Below are 15745 nucleotides of genomic sequence, written 5' to 3' on the forward strand. Positions count from 1 at the left end.
GACCCGCAAATCCTGAGTCAGACGCGGATCAAAATGTGGGAGGGGGCTTGCCCCCTCCCACATTTGTTATGCCGCGTTGCTTAGAACGAGGCGTCTTTCAAACCGTCGAGGTAACGCTCGGCATCCAGGGCCGCCATGCAACCGGCGCCGGCCGAGGTGATGGCCTGGCGGTACACGTGGTCAGCCACGTCACCGGCAGCGAAGATACCTTCGATGTTGGTAGCCGTTGCATTGCCTTCACGGCCGCCCTGCACCACCAGGTAACCGTCTTTGGCTTCCAGCACGCCTTCGAACAACGACGTGTTCGGGGTGTGGCCGATGGCAATGAATACACCGTCGACTTTCAACTCGTCGAAGCTGCCGTCGTTGTTCTTCAGGCGAGCGCCGGTCACGCCCATGTTGTCACCCAGGACTTCGTCCAGCGTGGCGTTGAGCTTGAGGATGATCTTGCCTTCAGCGACACGGGCGTGCAGCTTGTCGATCAGGATCTTCTCGGCGCGGAAGGTTTCGCGGCGGTGCACCAGGGTCACGGTGCTGGCGATGTTGGCCAGGTACAGCGCCTCTTCCACAGCGGTGTTGCCGCCACCGACCACCGCCACCGGCTTGTTGCGATAGAAGAAACCGTCGCAGGTCGCGCAGGCGGAAACGCCCTTGCCCATGAACGCCTCTTCCGAGGGCAGGCCCAGGTAACGAGCGCTGGCGCCGGTGGCGATGATCAAGGCGTCACAGGTGTACACGCCGCTGTCGCCCGTCAGGCTGTAAGGCTTCTTGGAGAAATCGACCTTGTTGATGTGGTCGAACACGATCTCGGTTTCAAAGCGCTCGGCGTGTTCTTTCATACGCTCCATCAGCACCGGGCCGGTCAGGCCATGGACATCGCCCGGCCAGTTGTCGACTTCAGTGGTGGTGGTCAACTGACCGCCCGCCTGCATGCCGGTGATCAGCAGCGGCTTGAGGTTGGCCCGGGCAGCGTAGACGGCAGCGCTGTAACCGGCAGGGCCGGAACCGAGAATAATCACTCGCGAATGACGGGTATCAGACATGACTCACTCCTATCGACCGTCCGCACAACAAGACGGCTGGAATAAAAAAGGGACCACGAAGCACTTGGGGAAGGCTTGAACTCGCAGGCCCTGAAAATAATGGGTGCAGCGTATCGAGGGGGGCAAGATTAAGGAAATACGCAATAACAATCCAGCTCATAGGTGGTCTCTATGCAGTCGGCTCGGCCAATCGAGGTGATTGTTACCGCTGATGTCGCCGCTTTCCCCCGGAATACAAAGCCGGTAAGGTCGGCCCGTTCGTCACTATGCTCGGAGTTTTCCATGCCCGCCCCCGCTCTTTCCGGCCCGCAATACCTGCGCGAAGGCCTCAAACTGGTGCTGAGCCCCGGCCTGCGCCTGTTTGTGCTGCTGCCGCTGGCGATCAACCTGCTGCTGTTTGTGGGATTGATCTATTTTGCCGGGCACCAGTTCAGCTTATGGGTTGACCACCTGATGCCCACCCTGCCGAGTTGGCTGAGCTTTCTGAATTACCTGTTATGGCCCTTGTTTGTCGCGCTGGTGGTGCTGATGGTGTTCTTCACCTTCACCATGCTCGCCAACATCATCGCGGCGCCGTTCAATGGCTTTCTATCGGAGAAAGTCGAAGTGGTGGTGCGTGGCACCGACGACTTCCCCGCGTTCAGCTGGGCCGAATTGATCGCCATGGTCCCGCGCACCCTGGCCCGGGAAATGCGCAAGCTGGGCTATTTCCTGCCGCGGGCTGTCGGCCTGTTCATCCTGTCGTTCATTCCAGTGGTCAACCTGATTGCCGCGCCGTTGTGGCTGCTGTTCGGCGTGTGGATGATGGCGATCCAATACATCGACTACCCGGCCGACAACCACAAGCTGGGCTGGAACGAAATGCTCGCCTGGCTGCGCCAGAAACGCTGGCAGAGCATGAGCTTCGGCGGCATCGTCTACCTGGTGCTGCTGGTGCCGGTGGTCAACCTGCTGATGATGCCGGCGGCGGTCGCCGGGGCCACGTTGTTCTGGGTGCGCGAGCAAGGTGCCGAGGCGATGGCGGGCCAGCAGGTAGCCCGGTCATAAATCCATCATCCCGGTGACACAATGACGACATGGCCCGCAGCGACACTGTGGGTCATGACGACAGCCTCGCTTCACATCACCCTGATCACCGAAACCTTCCCGCCGGAAATCAACGGGGTGGCCAACACCCTTGGCCGCCTGTGCGACGGTTTGCGCGCGCGCGGCCATCAAATCGAACTGGTGCGCCCGCGCCAGGGTGCCGACCAGAGCCGGCCGAGTGACGATGAGTTGCTGCTGTGCCGTGGCTGGCCGCTGCCCGGGTATCCAGGCCTGCAATGGGGCCAATCGTCGATGCACAAGCTGCTGCGACGCTGGACCCGTCAGCGTCCGGATGTGTTGTACATCGCAACCGAGGGGCCGCTGGGCCTGTCGGCGTTACGCGCCGCGCGACGCCTGGGAATCAGTGTGGTCAGCGGCTTCCATACCAACTTTCAACAGTATTCGAACCAGTACGGCTTGAGCCTGTTGAGTCGCCTGGTCACCCATTATCTGCGCTGGTTTCATAACCGGTCGACCTTGACGCTGGTTCCCAGCGCGAGTCAACGCCTTGAGTTGGAACGTCGGCATTTCGAGCGTCTTGGGCTGCTGTCCCGGGGAGTCGATAGCCGCCTGTTCCACCCGGCGAAACGCGACTACAGCCTGCGCGAAAGCTGGGGCTTGGAGAGCGACGATATTGTGGTGCTGCACGTAGGACGCCTCGCCCAAGAGAAAAATCTGGGGCTGCTCAAACGCTGTTTCGATGCTTTGCAGAGCACTTACCCCTCGCGGCGGCTGAAGCTGGTCATTGTCGGCGACGGCCCGCAGCGCAGCCTCTTGCAGCGCGACTTGCCCGAAGCAGTGTTCTGCGGCGCCCAGCGCGGCGAGGAGCTGGCACGGCATTACGCCTCGGGCGATCTGTTCCTGTTTCCCAGCCTGACCGAAACGTTCGGCAATGTGGTGCTGGAAGCCATGGCGTCCGGGCTGGGTGTGGTGGCGTACGACCAGGCGGCCGCCACCCAGCATGTTCGCCACGGCTACAACGGGGTACTGGCGATGCCAGGGGATGAGAACGCATTTTGCGATGCGGCCGTGTGGCTGCTGGAGGAACGCGAGACCTTACGCCGAGCACGTTTGAATGCCCGACAACATGCCAGCCGTCAGGGGTGGCCGGCCATCATCGAGCAGTTCGAGCGTCAGTTACGCGGTGCGTGCAATGACGGGCAACCGGCCCCCGTCTTGTCGCCGCTTACACCAGGCTCGTCAACGCCTCACGACTGAAGGGCAGAATGTCCGCCTCACGCCCCTCGCGTACCTTCACTGCCCAATCCGGGTCCACCAGCAGCGCACGGCCCACGGCGACCAGATCGAACTCATCGTTATTCAAGCGTTCCAGCAGTTTCTCGAGGCTGGCCGGCTGCGCGACTTTGTCGGTATTGACCATGAACTGCAGGAATTCGCCGTCCAGGCCGACACTGCCCACGGTAATCGTCGGCTTGCCCGTCAACTGGCGGGTCCAGCCGGCCAGGTTGAGGTCGGAACCTTCGAACTCCGGTTCCCAGAACCGGCGCGTGGAGCAGTGGAAAATATCCACGCCGGCGTCGGACAACGGCTTGAGGAATTCACCCAACGCCTCGGGCGTTTGCACCAGGCGCGCCGTGTAGTCCTGCTGCTTCCACTGGGAAAAACGCAAGATGATCGGAAAATCCGGGCCAACCGCCGCGCGGGTAGCCTGGATCAGTTCGATGGCGAAACGTGACCGATTGGCCAGGCTGCCGCCGTATTCATCGGTGCGCTGGTTGCTGCCTTCCCAGAAGAACTGGTCGACCAGATAGCCGTGGGCGCCGTGGATTTCCACACCGTCCATGCCGATGCGCTGGGCGTCTCTGGCCGCCTGGGCGAAGGCATTGATCACGTCCTGGATGTCCTGGGTGGTCATGCCGTGGACAACGACGCTGCCCTCCTTGAGTTTTTCCATCGGGCCATAGGCAGGCACGCTGGCGTCAGGTTCGGTCCCGATACGGCGCACACTGCCCACATGCCACAACTGCGGAACAATCTTGCCGCCTTCGGCGTGCACCGCATCCACCACTTTCTTCCAGCCGGCCAACGCCGCTTCGCCGTAGAAGTGTGGAACGTTGGGGTAGCCGTTGGAGGCTTGATGCCCCACCACTGTGCCTTCGGTGATGATCAGGCCCACACCGGCGGCGGCGCGGCGGCGGTAGTACTCGATAACCTTGGAATTGGGTACACCGCCGGGTGAAAACGAACGCGTCATGGGCGCCATCACCACGCGGGTCGACAGTTGCAGTGCACCGAGCTGAAAAGGTTTGAACAAGGCTTGGACGGGCATGGAGCACTCCACATGAGGCGAATTTATGATGTGGATAATATGCACGCCAAAGCTTGCTGGGTAGCACTATTGATCTGAGTGATTAAGGCGATAAAAACAACCGAATACCTGTAGGAGCGAGCTTGCTCGCGAAGAGCCGGAGGGCAGCGCGTAAATCCAGAGTGTACGCGTCACCGTTGGCGATTTTCGCGAGCAGGCTCGCTCCTACAGAGGGGGGATTCAGGCCAGGGCTTTTTCGATGGCCTGAACGATTGAAGGATCTTCCGGCGGCGTACGCGGCGAGAAGCGCGCAAGCACACGGCCATCTTTGCCGAGCAGGAACTTCTCGAAATTCCAGGTGATATCGCCTGGAAATTCGGCGCCCTCGCCCGCCAGCAGGCGGTACAGCTGGTGACGATCAGGGCCATTCACCTCAAGCTTGCTGCCCAGGGGGAACGTCACCCCGTAATTGAGGCTGCAGAATGCCTGGATCTCCTGCTCGGTACCCGGCTCCTGGCCTGCAAACTGATTGCAGGGAAGGCCCAGCACGGTGAAACCCTGATCCTTGTATTGCTGGTAGAGGTTTTCCAGGGCCGCATACTGCGGGGTCAGACCGCATTTGGAGGCGACGTTGACCACCAGTACGACGTGGCCCTTCAAGGGCGCCAGCGGCAGCTCTTGTCCGTCCAACGCTTTGAGTTTCAGGTCGTGGAAAGCACTCATGACGAACTCCAGATATCCCATGTTCTTCGCATTGCGGCCGTTCGAGATTACAGACCACAGGCCTGCAATCATAGATGCCTATTGAAAAACTCGCCCGCCGGTTACTGAGCGGTTGGCCATGGCAAAATCGGGATCGCCGTCACCGCGTTCTGCGGGCTGCCTTCGATCAGGCGGTCGCTGTAGACCAGATACACCAGGGTATTGCGCTTCTTGTCGAGGAAACGCACCACCTGCATGGTCTTGAACACCAGCGAGGTGCGCTCCTTGAACACTTCGTCGCCGTCCTTGAGCTCGCCCTTGAAGTGGATCGGGCCCACCTGGCGACAGGCGATCGAGGCTTCGGCGCGGTCTTCGGCCAGGCCCAGGCCACCTTTCACGCCGCCGGTCTTGGCGCGCGACAGGTAACACGTCACGCCGTCGACCTTGGGGTCATCGAATGCTTCGACGACGATCCGGTCATTGGGGCCGACAATCTTGAACACCGTCGACACCTGTCCGACTTCTTCGGCCGAGGCCAGCAGTGGCATGGCCAACAGCAGGCCGAGCAATCCCTTCACTAAACGCATCGTGTATTCCTTTGGTTAAACCAGGATCAGGTTGTCGCGGTGAACCAGTTCCGGCTCGGCCATGTAACCCAAGAGTCCGACAATCGCGTCGGACGATTGTCCAATAATCTTCTGCGCTTCCAGGGCACTGTAGTTCGCCAGGCCGCGGGCGATCTCACGACCGTCCGGCGCCACGCAGACCACCATCTCGCCTCGGCGGAAGCTGCCTTGCACCCGCTTGACGCCCACCGGCAGCAAGCTCTTGTTACCCTGGGACAGCGCCGATACCGCGCCTTCGTCCAGCACCAGGGTGCCACGGGTTTGCAGGTGCCCGGCCAGCCACTGCTTGCGCGCCGCCAGCATGCCACGCTCCGGCGACAGCAGCGTACCGATGCGCTCGCCCGCCTTGAGGCGATCCAGCACGCGCTCCAGGCGCCCACCGACGATGATGGTGTGGGCGCCGGAACGCGCGGCCAGGCGCGCGGCGCGCAACTTGGTCTGCATGCCGCCACGGCCCAGGGCACCGCCGACGCTGCCGGCCACGGCGTCCAGCGCCGGGTCATCAGCCCGGGCTTCGTAGATAAGCTGGGCGTCGGGATTGTTGCGCGGGTCAGCGTCGAACATGCCGTCGCGGTCGGTGAGGATCACCAGCAGGTCGGCTTCCACCAGGTTGGCTACCAGCGCCGCGAGGGTGTCGTTGTCGCCGAAACGGATTTCGTCGGTGACCACGGTGTCGTTCTCGTTGATCACCGGGATGACCTTGAGCTCCACCAACGCACGCAAGGTACTGCGGGCGTTGAGGTAGCGCTTGCGGTCGGACAGGTCGTCATGGGTCAGCAGGATCTGCGCCGTGTGGCGGCCGTGCTCGGCAAAGCTGGACTCCCAGGCTTGCACCAGGCCCATCTGGCCGATGGCGGCGGCGGCTTGCAGTTCGTGCATCGCGCTGGGTCGCGCGGTCCAGCCGAGGCGGCTCATCCCGGCGGCAACCGCCCCGGACGAGACCAGCACCAACTCGACACCGGCCTCATGCAAGGCCACCATCTGCTCGACCCAGACGCTCATGGCTGCACGGTCCAGCCCCTTGCCATCCGCTGTCAGCAACGCACTGCCGATCTTCACGACCCAGCGCTGCGCACCTGTCACTTTGCTCCGCATCATCTTCAACCTTAGAGTGAGGGCCGCGCGACCCAGCGCCGCCCATAACGTTATACCCGGATACCAAAACGCCGCTCTATAAGGAGCGGCGTTCAAGTTTATCGCAACGAATCAGTCGCGCACGTAAATGATTTCCGGACCGTCTTCGTCATCCACGTCTTCTTCGTCCCAATCATCGTCACCGATGTCGTGGACCGACTTCACGCCGCTGCGGCGCAGGGCGCGCTGGTCGTCCAGGGCTTGCAGCTGGGCGCGGGCTTCGTCTTCGATCTGCTGGTCGAGTTCGGCCAGCTCGGCCTTGAATACCGGGTCGGCCGCCAGGCGGTCGGCGCGGTCTTCCAGGTAGCGCATGATGTCGCGGGTCAGGCGCTCGGTGCCTTCTTTGGCGATGGCCGAGATCACATAGACCGGACCTTCCCACTCCAGGCGGTCGACGATTTCCTTGACGCGCTCTTCATGCTCTTCCTCAAGGATCTGGTCGCACTTGTTCAGCACCAGCCAACGGTCACGCTCGGCCAGGGCCGGGCTGAACTTGGTCAGCTCGCTGACGATCACTTCGGCGGCGTCGGCTGCACTGGTGTCATCCAGTGGCGCCATGTCGACGAGGTGCAGCAGCAAACGGGTGCGCGACAAGTGCTTGAGGAAGCGAATCCCCAGGCCTGCGCCGTCGGAAGCACCTTCGATCAGGCCTGGGATGTCGGCGATCACAAAGCTCTTCCAGCGGTCGACGCTGACCACGCCCAGGTTCGGCACCAGGGTGGTGAACGGGTAGTCGGCAACTTTCGGCTTGGCGGCCGAGACCGAGCGAATGAAGGTACTTTTGCCGGCGTTCGGCAGGCCCAGCAGGCCTACGTCGGCGAGTACTTTCATTTCCAGCTTGAGGTCGCGCTGCTCGCCCGGCTTGCCTGGGGTGGTCTGGCGCGGTGCACGGTTGGTGCTGGACTTGAATCGGGTGTTACCCAGACCGTGCCAGCCGCCCTGCACCACCATCAGCTTCTGGCCGGCCTTGGTCAGGTCGCCGATCACTTCCTGGGTAGCGGAGTCGATAATCGTGGTACCGACCGGTACGCGCAGTACCAGGTCTTCGCCTTTTTTACCGGTGCAGTCGGTGCTGCCGCCGTTGGAGCCACGCTCGGCATCAAAGTGCCGGGTGTAACGGTAGTCGACCAGGGTGTTGAGGTTTTCGTCGGCCATCATGTAGATGGAACCGCCGTCACCGCCGTCACCGCCGTTTGGCCCACCGTTTTCAATGAACTTTTCGCGACGGAAACTCATGCAACCGTTACCGCCGTCGCCTGCTTTTACTCGGATGGAAACTTCATCAACGAACTTCATAACAAAACGCCTCTCGCCGCACGGACGAGCTTAAGAAACCAAGACATAAGACTCTTGCAAAAATGAGCGCAGCGACCTCAATCAGCGACCGCAAATCCAGCCCCGGAGCCCATCACAAACAGCTTTGCAAGAGACTCACCCCATAAACGAAAAAGCCCCGTCGCGAGACAGGGCTTTTCCAGCGATCGCGCAATTAAGCGGCGACAACGCTCACGTAACGGCGGTTGAACGCGCCTTTTACTTCAAACTTGATCACGCCTTCGATTTTAGCGAAGAGGGTGTGATCCTTACCCATGCCAACACCGTAACCGGCGTGGAATTGGGTGCCGCGCTGACGCACGATGATGTTGCCCGGAATGATTTTCTGGCCGCCATACATCTTCACGCCAAGGCGTTTGGCTTCTGAGTCGCGACCGTTACGGGTACTACCACCAGCTTTTTTGTGTGCCATGAGTCAATTCTCCTAGTGAGGAATTAGGCTGAAATTAAGCCTGAATACCGGTGATTTTGATCTCGGTGTACCACTGGCGGTGGCCCATACGCTTCATGTGGTGCTTACGACGACGGAACTTGATGATGCGGACTTTATCGTGACGACCTTGGGAGATCACTTCAGCCACAACGGTAGCGCCAGCAACAACTGGAGCGCCGATGTTCACGTCATCGCCATTGGCGACCAACAGAACGCGATCAAACGTCACGGATTCGCCAGTGGCGATTTCCAGTTTTTCGATCTTCAGGTATTCACCTGGGGCGACTTTGTATTGCTTGCCACCAGTAACAATTACTGCGTACGACATGGTATTTCTCCGATAATCCTGCTCACCCAGCGCTTTATAAGAAGAGGTATTGGCTGGCATGGCTGCATGGGATGGACGTCCCGAATGCAATTGCGTAAGGCAGGTGCTGCCCAGGAAGTTCAGGGTGCGCGATTGTACGCAAGGTAAATGGGTGTTGCAAGGGGCCGTCTATCGCGCCTTGACACTGCGGGGTCAGGGTCCTAGCATGCCGCGCAACCCTTCTGGAGCGACTGTCGCTGATGCAACCCCAAGCTTTCTACCGCGCGGTCGCGGACGATTTTAGCGCCGTCGACGGCATCATCAAGCAGCAGCTGACGTCAAAAGTGCCGCTGGTCTCCAAAATTGGCGACTATATTACGTCGGCCGGCGGTAAGCGTCTGCGTCCTTTATTAGTGTTGCTGTGCGGCAAGGCCCTGGGCCGCGAAGGCGATGACCTGCGCCTGCTGGCCGCCACCATCGAATTCCTGCACACCGCCACCCTGCTGCATGACGACGTGGTCGACATGTCCGGCATGCGCCGTGGCCGCGAGACCGCCAATGCCATGTGGGGCAACGCGCCGAGTGTACTGGTGGGCGACTTCCTGTACTCGCGCTCGTTCGAAATGATGGTTGAACTGGGCTCGATGCCGGTGATGAAGATTCTTTCACAGGCCACGCGCATCATCGCCGAAGGCGAAGTGCTGCAGCTGTCGAAGGTCCGCGACGCCAGCACCACCGAAGAAACCTACATGGAAGTGATTCGCGGCAAGACCGCGATGCTCTTCGAAGCCTCCACCCACAGCGCCGCGGCACTGTGCGGCGCCACCGCCGAACAGGCCGAAGCCCTGCGCACCTTTGGCGACCACCTGGGCGTGGCGTTCCAACTGGTGGACGACCTGCTCGACTACAAGGGCGACGCCGAGACCCTGGGCAAGAACGTCGGTGACGACCTGGCCGAGGGCAAGCCGACCCTGCCGCTGATCTACACCATGCGCGAAGGCACGCCGGAGCAGGCTGCACTGGTGCGCAAGGCAATCCAGAAAGGCGGGATCGAAGACCTGGAGGCTATCCGTGCCGCCGTGGAGGCGTCGGGCTCGCTGGAGTACACCGCACAACTGGCGCGTGACTACGTGGCCCGTGCGATCAAGTGCCTGGAAGCCTTGCCCGCCAGCGAATACCGGGATGCCCTGGTTGAGCTGAGTGAGTTTGCGGTCGCCCGCACTCACTAAAATCACCAGCGACGCAGGACAATGTGGGAGGGGGCTCGCCCCCGATAGCAGCAGGTCAGCCAACGTATAAGGTGGCTGACACGCCGCAATCGGGGGCAAGCCCCCTCCCACATTTGGATGTCATACAGCCTGCAAGACCACAAAACCCTATATAATGTGCGACTTTTAGCCATCCTGACTCCCAAGGAGCTTTAGTGAGCACGTTGCCACCCTGCCCGAAATGCAATTCCGAATACACCTACGAAGACGGCACCCAGTTGGTCTGCCCGGAATGCGCCCATGAATGGTCCGCCAATGGCGAGGCCGAAGTCGCGGGCGATGAAACCGTGAAGAAAGACTCTGTGGGCAACGTCCTGCAGGACGGCGACACCATCACCGTGATCAAGGACCTCAAGGTCAAGGGCACCTCACTGGTGGTCAAGGTCGGCACCAAGGTCAAGAATATCCGCCTGTGCGACGGCGACCACGATATCGACTGCAAGATTGACGGCATCGGTCCGATGAAGCTCAAGTCCGAGTTCGTGCGCAAAGTCTGAATCTGCTGCATCCATCCCGCGCCGGCCGCGGGATGGCGCTTGGCCCTCCTGTTGACCTGTCTCAAATACCCACACAAAAAAATCGCAAACCGCCAATAGATACTTGCTATTCTACGAATAAGAATTATTCTCATTGAAACCCATCAAGGAGAACGACCATGACTTATTTGATAGATGCCTGGCTGGACCGCCCCCATCCTTACCTGCGGATCCTGCATCGGGAAACCGGCGAAGTCTGTGCGGTGCTTGAAGAAGAAGCGCTGAATGAACTGCAGGACCAGGGCGACCTGGACGTGAATGGCCTGAGCTCCAGTGAGCCTGGTGTGCTGAAGGAAGTGGTAAGGAATCTGTTTTTGTTCTGCTATGCCCGAGCGTTGCGCCCGGCGACGGAGCTTAATGGCAAGTTCCATCCATGAAGAAACCGGCAAATCCCTGTTGGGGCGAACGTGTTCGCCCCAACAGGTAATCAACAACAGGTCTTACAGAACGTCGAGCAGCTCGACGTCGAATACCAGAACACTGTGCGGAGGAATGCTGCCAACACCTTGCGCGCCGTAAGCCAGTTCGCTCGGCACGTACAGGCGCCATTTGCTGCCGGCATTCATCAGTTGCAGGGCTTCGGTCCAGCCGGCGATCACGCCGCCGACCGGGAATTCTGCAGGCTGACCGCGCTCGTAGGAGCTGTCGAACACAGTGCCGTCGATCAGCGTGCCGTGGTAGTGAGTGCGCACTTGATCTTCACGGGTCGGCTTGGCGCCATCACCGGCAGTCAATACTTCAAATTGCAGGCCGGAAGCCAGTGTGGTGATGCCGTCACGCTTGGCGTTTTCAGCCAGGAATGCCAGGCCCGCGCCTGCTGCGGCTTCAGCCTTGGCAGCGGCTTCGGCCTGCATGATTTCGCGGATCACTTTGAAGCTGGCCGCCATCTGTTCCTGGTCAACACGGCTTGGCTTGCCGCCGAACGCGTCGGTCAGGCCGGCCAGGATCGCGTCCAGGCTGACGCCCGGCGGTGGGTTGTCGCGCAGTTGGTCGCCCAACTGACGGCCGATACCGTAGCTGACGCGGGTTTCGTCGGTGGACAGATTAACTTCGGACATGAAGAGGCTCCGCTGTAGGACAACGCTGTTTACTGCGCCATCCAGAACTAAAAGGGCCCGCAGACTAGCACACAAGACCGGCCCATGATCAGCCCCCTCCCCGGCTACCAGAGCGCCAGGTCGTAGGTCAGGTACAACCGGTAGTTGTCCCGGTCACTGGCATAAGTCGAGCGATAAGTGGCCTTACGCAACTCCACACCCAGGCCTTTGAACGTGCTGTCCTGGACCACATAGCGCAGATTCGTGTCGGACTCCCACTCACGCGCCTCCCGTCCCTTGAACTCGCCGTTTTGCCCTTTGTAGTAACGGGTCATGAAACTCAAGCCCGGCAGTACCGCCGCGAAGTCATAGTCGTAGCGCAGCATCCAGGTGTGTTCCCCGGCCTGAATGAACTTGCCCACGCCGGCGTTACTGAAGGAATACACGGTCGAGACGCTGGCATACGGCAACGCCGTCTCGCCGCTGACTTTCTGATAGCCAACACCCAGCGCCTGCGCGCCCAGGCGGTAAGTGAACAGACCGCTGAACATATCACTGTCGACCTCGCCGTTACGCGCTTCACCCGCTTGGTTGCTGATGAAGTAGCGCAAGTCACTGGTCAGCGTGCCGCTACCCAGCGGCTGCTTATGCACCAGGCCAAAGAATTGCTGGCGATAGAATTCGCGCATTTCACCGTAGTACCAGGTGGCGCTGAGCTTCGACGTAAAGGCATAAGTGGCGCCGGCAAAATCGAAGTCACTGCCCTTTTTTCCGCTGTAGCCCTGGGGATAAATATCCACACTGTCGGTGGAGTTACGCAGCTTGAATTGGTCCAGGTGCCCGGCGTGCAGGTACAGGTCGCGAAGGCCGGTGTATTGCACCTGGGTGCCCTGGAAGGTCTGCGGCAACAGGCGGCCATCGTTGTGCACCAGCAGCGGAATTTTCGGCAGTAACGTGCCGGTTTTCACCACCGCATCGCCCCAGCGCATTTTGGCCGTGACACCCAGGCTGGAAAATTCACTGGCCGCATGACCGTCGTCGTGCACGGGTAACAAGCCAGTACCGGCATGCGTCGGGCTGGAGTCCAGACGCAGGCCCGCCAGCCCCAAGGCATCCAGGCCAAAGCCCACGGCACCCTCGGTATAGCCTGACTGGAGGTTGAGCAGAAAACCCTGGGCCCATTCCTTGCGGTCTTCACCACCGTCGCGGTAACCGTCGTTGAAATAGACGTTACGCAAGGTCAATCGGCCATGGGAATCCTCCCAGAAACCCTGGGCCATCAAGGCCGGTGACAGGCTCGTCAGCAGCCCCGCCGAGACCATTCCTCCCTTCGTGAAAAACTCACGCATACACCCTTCCTCAATGCCATGTTGTGTTTTTTTATGGGCAGTTGCACCGCGCGCCAGGCTGGACGGCATGTCGCGTTGGAGAGGACACTAACGGCTCGTCGACAGCCCCACAACGTTATGCGAGAAGCGCATCAGGCTATGCGTGAAGCACCGGCCGCCCTTCCCAACCGACAGGAAAAACACGGTGAATCTCAAGCAACTCGAAGCCTTCAAGGCGATCATGTCCACGGGCTCGACCATCGGCGCCGCGACGCGCATGGGCCTCTCGCAATCGGCGGTCAGCCGCTTGCTGAGCCAGCTGGAAGAGCACTTGGGTTTTGCGTTGTTCCTGCGCAAGAAGGGCCGCCTGATGGCCACACCGGAAGCCGAGGAATTGCTCGCCGAAGTCGCCGGACTGGTGGATGGCATGCAGCGCATCCAGCGCCTGGCCGATGAAATGCGCGTAGGGCGCTCACGCAAAAGCCTGCTCAAGGTCGCAGTGCCCACCAGCATGACCCAGGAACTGTTGCCGCGCATCGTGGCGCAGTTTCTCAAGGGCCATGACGACACCGTCGTTGAGTTGTTGACCGGCTCCTACGACATGATCGAGCGTGCAGTGCTGGACCGTTCGGCCGACCTGGGTTTTGTGCGCCTGCCCACGCAAATCCCTGATTTCGATGTCGAGCCGGTGCTGCAAACCGAAGGTGTCTGTGTAATGCCCGCCGAGCATCCGTTGACCCGTCACGCCTGCATCGAAGTGCAGCACCTGCGCAACGTGCCGCTGGTGATGCTCGGCCGGCAACGGGCGCTGCGGGCCGAGCTGAACCAGGTGTTTCGTGCCGCCAACCTCACGCCGCAGGTGCGGGTCGAGGTGCACTCGGTCGGGGCTGCGTGCAGCTTCGTGGCCGAGGGCCTCGGGGTGTCGATCGTCAATGGTCTGCTGGCCAGCCACTTCCTGCATTTGCCCATCGTCATCCGCCCGTTTCGCCCGGCGCTGCCCTACGCATTCGGCCTGGCGTTTCGCGCCAATGAGCCCAGGTCGCAACGGGTGAACGCGTTTGCCGAACACCTCAAGCAGCGTCTGGCCGCACAAAACGCATAGCCCAACCCACCTCACGCATAACATTGTCGTCGTAAAAACTTTGCCCTAGTGTCCGCCCCACACGTGTCACCCCTATAACAATAACGGCGCACGCCGGGGCCACCAGCATGAGCGAATCCCAGAGCATCCCTACCCAAGCAGCGGTGGGAAATACCACGCAACGCAAGCAGATCAATCCCGCCATCATCCTGCTGAGCATCGTCCTGCTCGCAGTGGCGTTTACCTACGCGGTGAACTCGGGCACGTTCCAGCGCCAGAATGGCCTGGTGATACCGGGCTCTTACCAGGTCCTGGAAAAGCACGATTCCCTGGGCCAACTGTTCGCCCTGGAGCCGCGCAAAGCCGGCGATAGCGTGGCCCGCCCGGTGTCCCTGGTGGAAGGTTTCATGGCCATTCCCCAGGGCATCGAGAAGCGTGCTGCGCTGATTTTCATGGTGCTGTTCATCGGCGGCATGTTCGGCGTGCTGAACAAGGCCGGGGTGATCGACGCCGGGCTGGAGCGCATGCTGGGTCTGACGCGGGGCAATATCTATGTGCTGGTGCCGTGCCTGATGCTGGTGTTTTCCGCCGGCAGTACCTTCATGGGACTGGCCAAGGAATTTATCCTGATCGTGCCGTTGATGGTCGCCATGGCCAACCGGCTGGGGCTGTCGAACCTGATCGGGCTGGCCATCGTCACGATCTCGGTGAAGATCGGCTACCTGGCCTCAATCTCCAATCCGGTAGCGCTATCCGTCGCCCAGCCAATGGTCGGGCTACCGATCTTCAGTGGCCTGAGCATGCGCGTGCTTGCCTACTGCAGCTTCCTGCTGGTGGGAATCGCCTTCGTGCTGTGGAGCATTCGCAAGCACGGTTTCGATGCGACGGCGCAGATCACGTTCGAAAGTACACCGTTGCCCCTGCGCCATCTGATCAACCTGATCGTGCTGCTGACGGGTATCGCTTTGCTGGTCTACGCCTCCAACCGCTGGGGCTGGAAATACCATGAGCTGTCGGCGTTCTACCTGCTGCTGACGGTGGCCTTCAGTGTGATCGCCGGGCTCGGTGCGAGCGCTGCTGCCAGCGCCTTTGTCGATGGCATGAAGAAGGTGCTGATCGCCGGCGTCCTGATCGGCCTGGCCACCGCGGTGGAAATCATCCTCAGTACCGGCCAGGTACTGGACACCATCGTCAACAGCCTGGCCAACCTGGTGGGTGACCACGGTCCGATTGTGTCGGCCTACGGCATGTTCTTCGCGCAGTTGGGGCTGGATGTGCTGATCCCGTCCACCTCAGGCCAGGCGGCGGTGACCATGCCGATCTTCGGACCCTTGGGCCAGCTGTCCGGCGTCAGCCCACAGACCACGGTGTTCGCATTCTTGATGGGCAATGGCCTGACCAACATGATCACCCCTACCTCCAGCGGCCTGCTGGTTCTATTGGCCACCGCCAATGTCGGCTGGGGCCAATGGGCGCGCTACATCCTGCCGCTGTTCCTGATCTACGCCGTACTGGCGATGGCGTTGCTAGCCATTGCGGTGACGAGCGGGTACTGAATCG

General features: G+C 60.8%; 17 protein-coding genes. 7 read left to right on the forward strand and 10 right to left on the reverse strand.

Going from position 1 to position 15745, the window contains the following annotated elements; all coding sequences use genetic code 11:
* Positions 1–80: 80 nt before the first annotated feature.
* Positions 81–1043, reverse strand: coding sequence for a thioredoxin-disulfide reductase (trxB, locus tag CIB54_RS21920; RefSeq protein ID WP_003194076.1), 963 nt, complete (start codon positions 1041–1043; stop codon positions 81–83).
* Positions 1044–1325: 282 nt separating this feature from the next.
* Here trxB and cysZ point away from each other — a divergent pair, with 282 nt between their 5' ends.
* Together cysZ and CIB54_RS21935 are read left to right on the forward strand one after the other, a co-directional pair.
* Positions 1326–2090 (forward strand): sulfate transporter CysZ, encoded by a 765-nt coding sequence (gene cysZ / locus CIB54_RS21930; RefSeq protein WP_065951193.1) that lies wholly within the window; start codon positions 1326–1328, stop codon positions 2088–2090.
* A gap of 54 nt (positions 2091–2144) precedes the next feature.
* A complete protein-coding gene (locus CIB54_RS21935) occupies positions 2145–3347 on the forward strand; it encodes a glycosyltransferase family 4 protein (RefSeq protein WP_101220942.1) in 1203 nt (400 codons plus the stop codon).
* On the opposite strand, the gene CIB54_RS21940 is transcribed toward CIB54_RS21935, so the two are convergent.
* From CIB54_RS21940 to rplU, 7 genes are all read right to left on the reverse strand, one after another.
* Entirely contained in the window at positions 3316–4419 is a 1104-nt protein-coding gene (locus tag CIB54_RS21940; RefSeq protein WP_101220943.1) for an NADH:flavin oxidoreductase, read from the reverse strand. The two genes, CIB54_RS21935 and CIB54_RS21940, sit on opposite strands and share 32 nt — an antisense overlap.
* Positions 4420–4638: 219 nt before the next feature.
* Positions 4639–5121 (reverse strand): glutathione peroxidase, encoded by a 483-nt coding sequence (locus CIB54_RS21945; RefSeq protein ID WP_065951190.1) that lies wholly within the window; start codon positions 5119–5121, stop codon positions 4639–4641.
* Between the two features lie 101 nt (positions 5122–5222).
* A complete protein-coding gene (locus CIB54_RS21950) occupies positions 5223–5687 on the reverse strand; it encodes a CreA family protein (protein WP_065951189.1) in 465 nt (154 codons plus the stop codon).
* Positions 5688–5702: 15 nt separating this feature from the next.
* Positions 5703–6821 carry a glutamate 5-kinase gene (gene proB, locus CIB54_RS21955; protein WP_065951188.1) on the reverse strand — a complete coding sequence of 373 codons (1119 nt, stop codon included), beginning with the start codon at positions 6819–6821 and terminating at the stop codon, positions 5703–5705.
* Positions 6822–6932: 111 nt separating this feature from the next.
* Positions 6933–8156, reverse strand: coding sequence for an Obg family GTPase CgtA (gene cgtA, locus CIB54_RS21960; protein ID WP_065883536.1), 1224 nt, complete (start codon positions 8154–8156; stop codon positions 6933–6935).
* A gap of 193 nt (positions 8157–8349) precedes the next feature.
* On the reverse strand, positions 8350–8607 hold the full coding sequence (gene rpmA / locus CIB54_RS21965; protein ID WP_003176049.1) for a 50S ribosomal protein L27: 258 nt from the start codon (positions 8605–8607) through the stop codon (positions 8350–8352).
* A 34-nt stretch (positions 8608–8641) separates the two neighbouring features.
* Positions 8642–8956: a 50S ribosomal protein L21 gene (gene rplU / locus CIB54_RS21970; RefSeq protein ID WP_003176051.1), complete on the reverse strand. Its 315-nt coding sequence runs from the start codon at positions 8954–8956 to the stop codon at positions 8642–8644.
* A gap of 239 nt (positions 8957–9195) precedes the next feature.
* Here rplU and CIB54_RS21975 point away from each other — a divergent pair, with 239 nt between their 5' ends.
* From CIB54_RS21975 to CIB54_RS21985, 3 genes are all read left to right on the forward strand, one after another.
* The gene (locus CIB54_RS21975; RefSeq protein WP_057724030.1) at positions 9196–10164 is read left to right on the forward strand and encodes a polyprenyl synthetase family protein; all 969 of its coding nucleotides are present in this window, start codon (positions 9196–9198) and stop codon (positions 10162–10164) included.
* A gap of 194 nt (positions 10165–10358) precedes the next feature.
* The gene (locus CIB54_RS21980) at positions 10359–10700 is read left to right on the forward strand and encodes a zinc ribbon domain-containing protein YjdM (RefSeq protein WP_005791320.1); all 342 of its coding nucleotides are present in this window, start codon (positions 10359–10361) and stop codon (positions 10698–10700) included.
* A gap of 158 nt (positions 10701–10858) precedes the next feature.
* A complete protein-coding gene (locus tag CIB54_RS21985; RefSeq protein ID WP_003194088.1) occupies positions 10859–11116 on the forward strand; it encodes a PA4570 family protein in 258 nt (85 codons plus the stop codon).
* A 63-nt stretch (positions 11117–11179) separates the two neighbouring features.
* Here the strand turns inward: CIB54_RS21985 and CIB54_RS21990 are convergent, their stop codons facing one another.
* Both CIB54_RS21990 and CIB54_RS21995 read right to left on the reverse strand, forming a co-directional pair.
* Entirely contained in the window at positions 11180–11797 is a 618-nt protein-coding gene (locus CIB54_RS21990; protein WP_065951187.1) for a BamJ family beta-barrel-assembly machinery protein, read from the reverse strand.
* Positions 11798–11901: 104 nt separating this feature from the next.
* Positions 11902–13125 carry an OprD family porin gene (locus CIB54_RS21995; protein WP_420094165.1) on the reverse strand — a complete coding sequence of 408 codons (1224 nt, stop codon included), beginning with the start codon at positions 13123–13125 and terminating at the stop codon, positions 11902–11904.
* A gap of 184 nt (positions 13126–13309) precedes the next feature.
* Here CIB54_RS21995 and CIB54_RS22000 point away from each other — a divergent pair, with 184 nt between their 5' ends.
* Positions 13310–14206, forward strand: coding sequence for a LysR family transcriptional regulator (locus CIB54_RS22000; protein ID WP_101220945.1), 897 nt, complete (start codon positions 13310–13312; stop codon positions 14204–14206).
* A gap of 107 nt (positions 14207–14313) precedes the next feature.
* The gene (locus CIB54_RS22005) at positions 14314–15741 is read left to right on the forward strand and encodes a YfcC family protein (protein WP_101220946.1); all 1428 of its coding nucleotides are present in this window, start codon (positions 14314–14316) and stop codon (positions 15739–15741) included.
* Positions 15742–15745: the final 4 nt, after the last annotated feature.

This window comes from Pseudomonas fluorescens (assembly GCF_002837185.1).
GTDB lineage: Bacteria > Pseudomonadota > Gammaproteobacteria > Pseudomonadales > Pseudomonadaceae > Aquipseudomonas > Aquipseudomonas fluorescens_AM.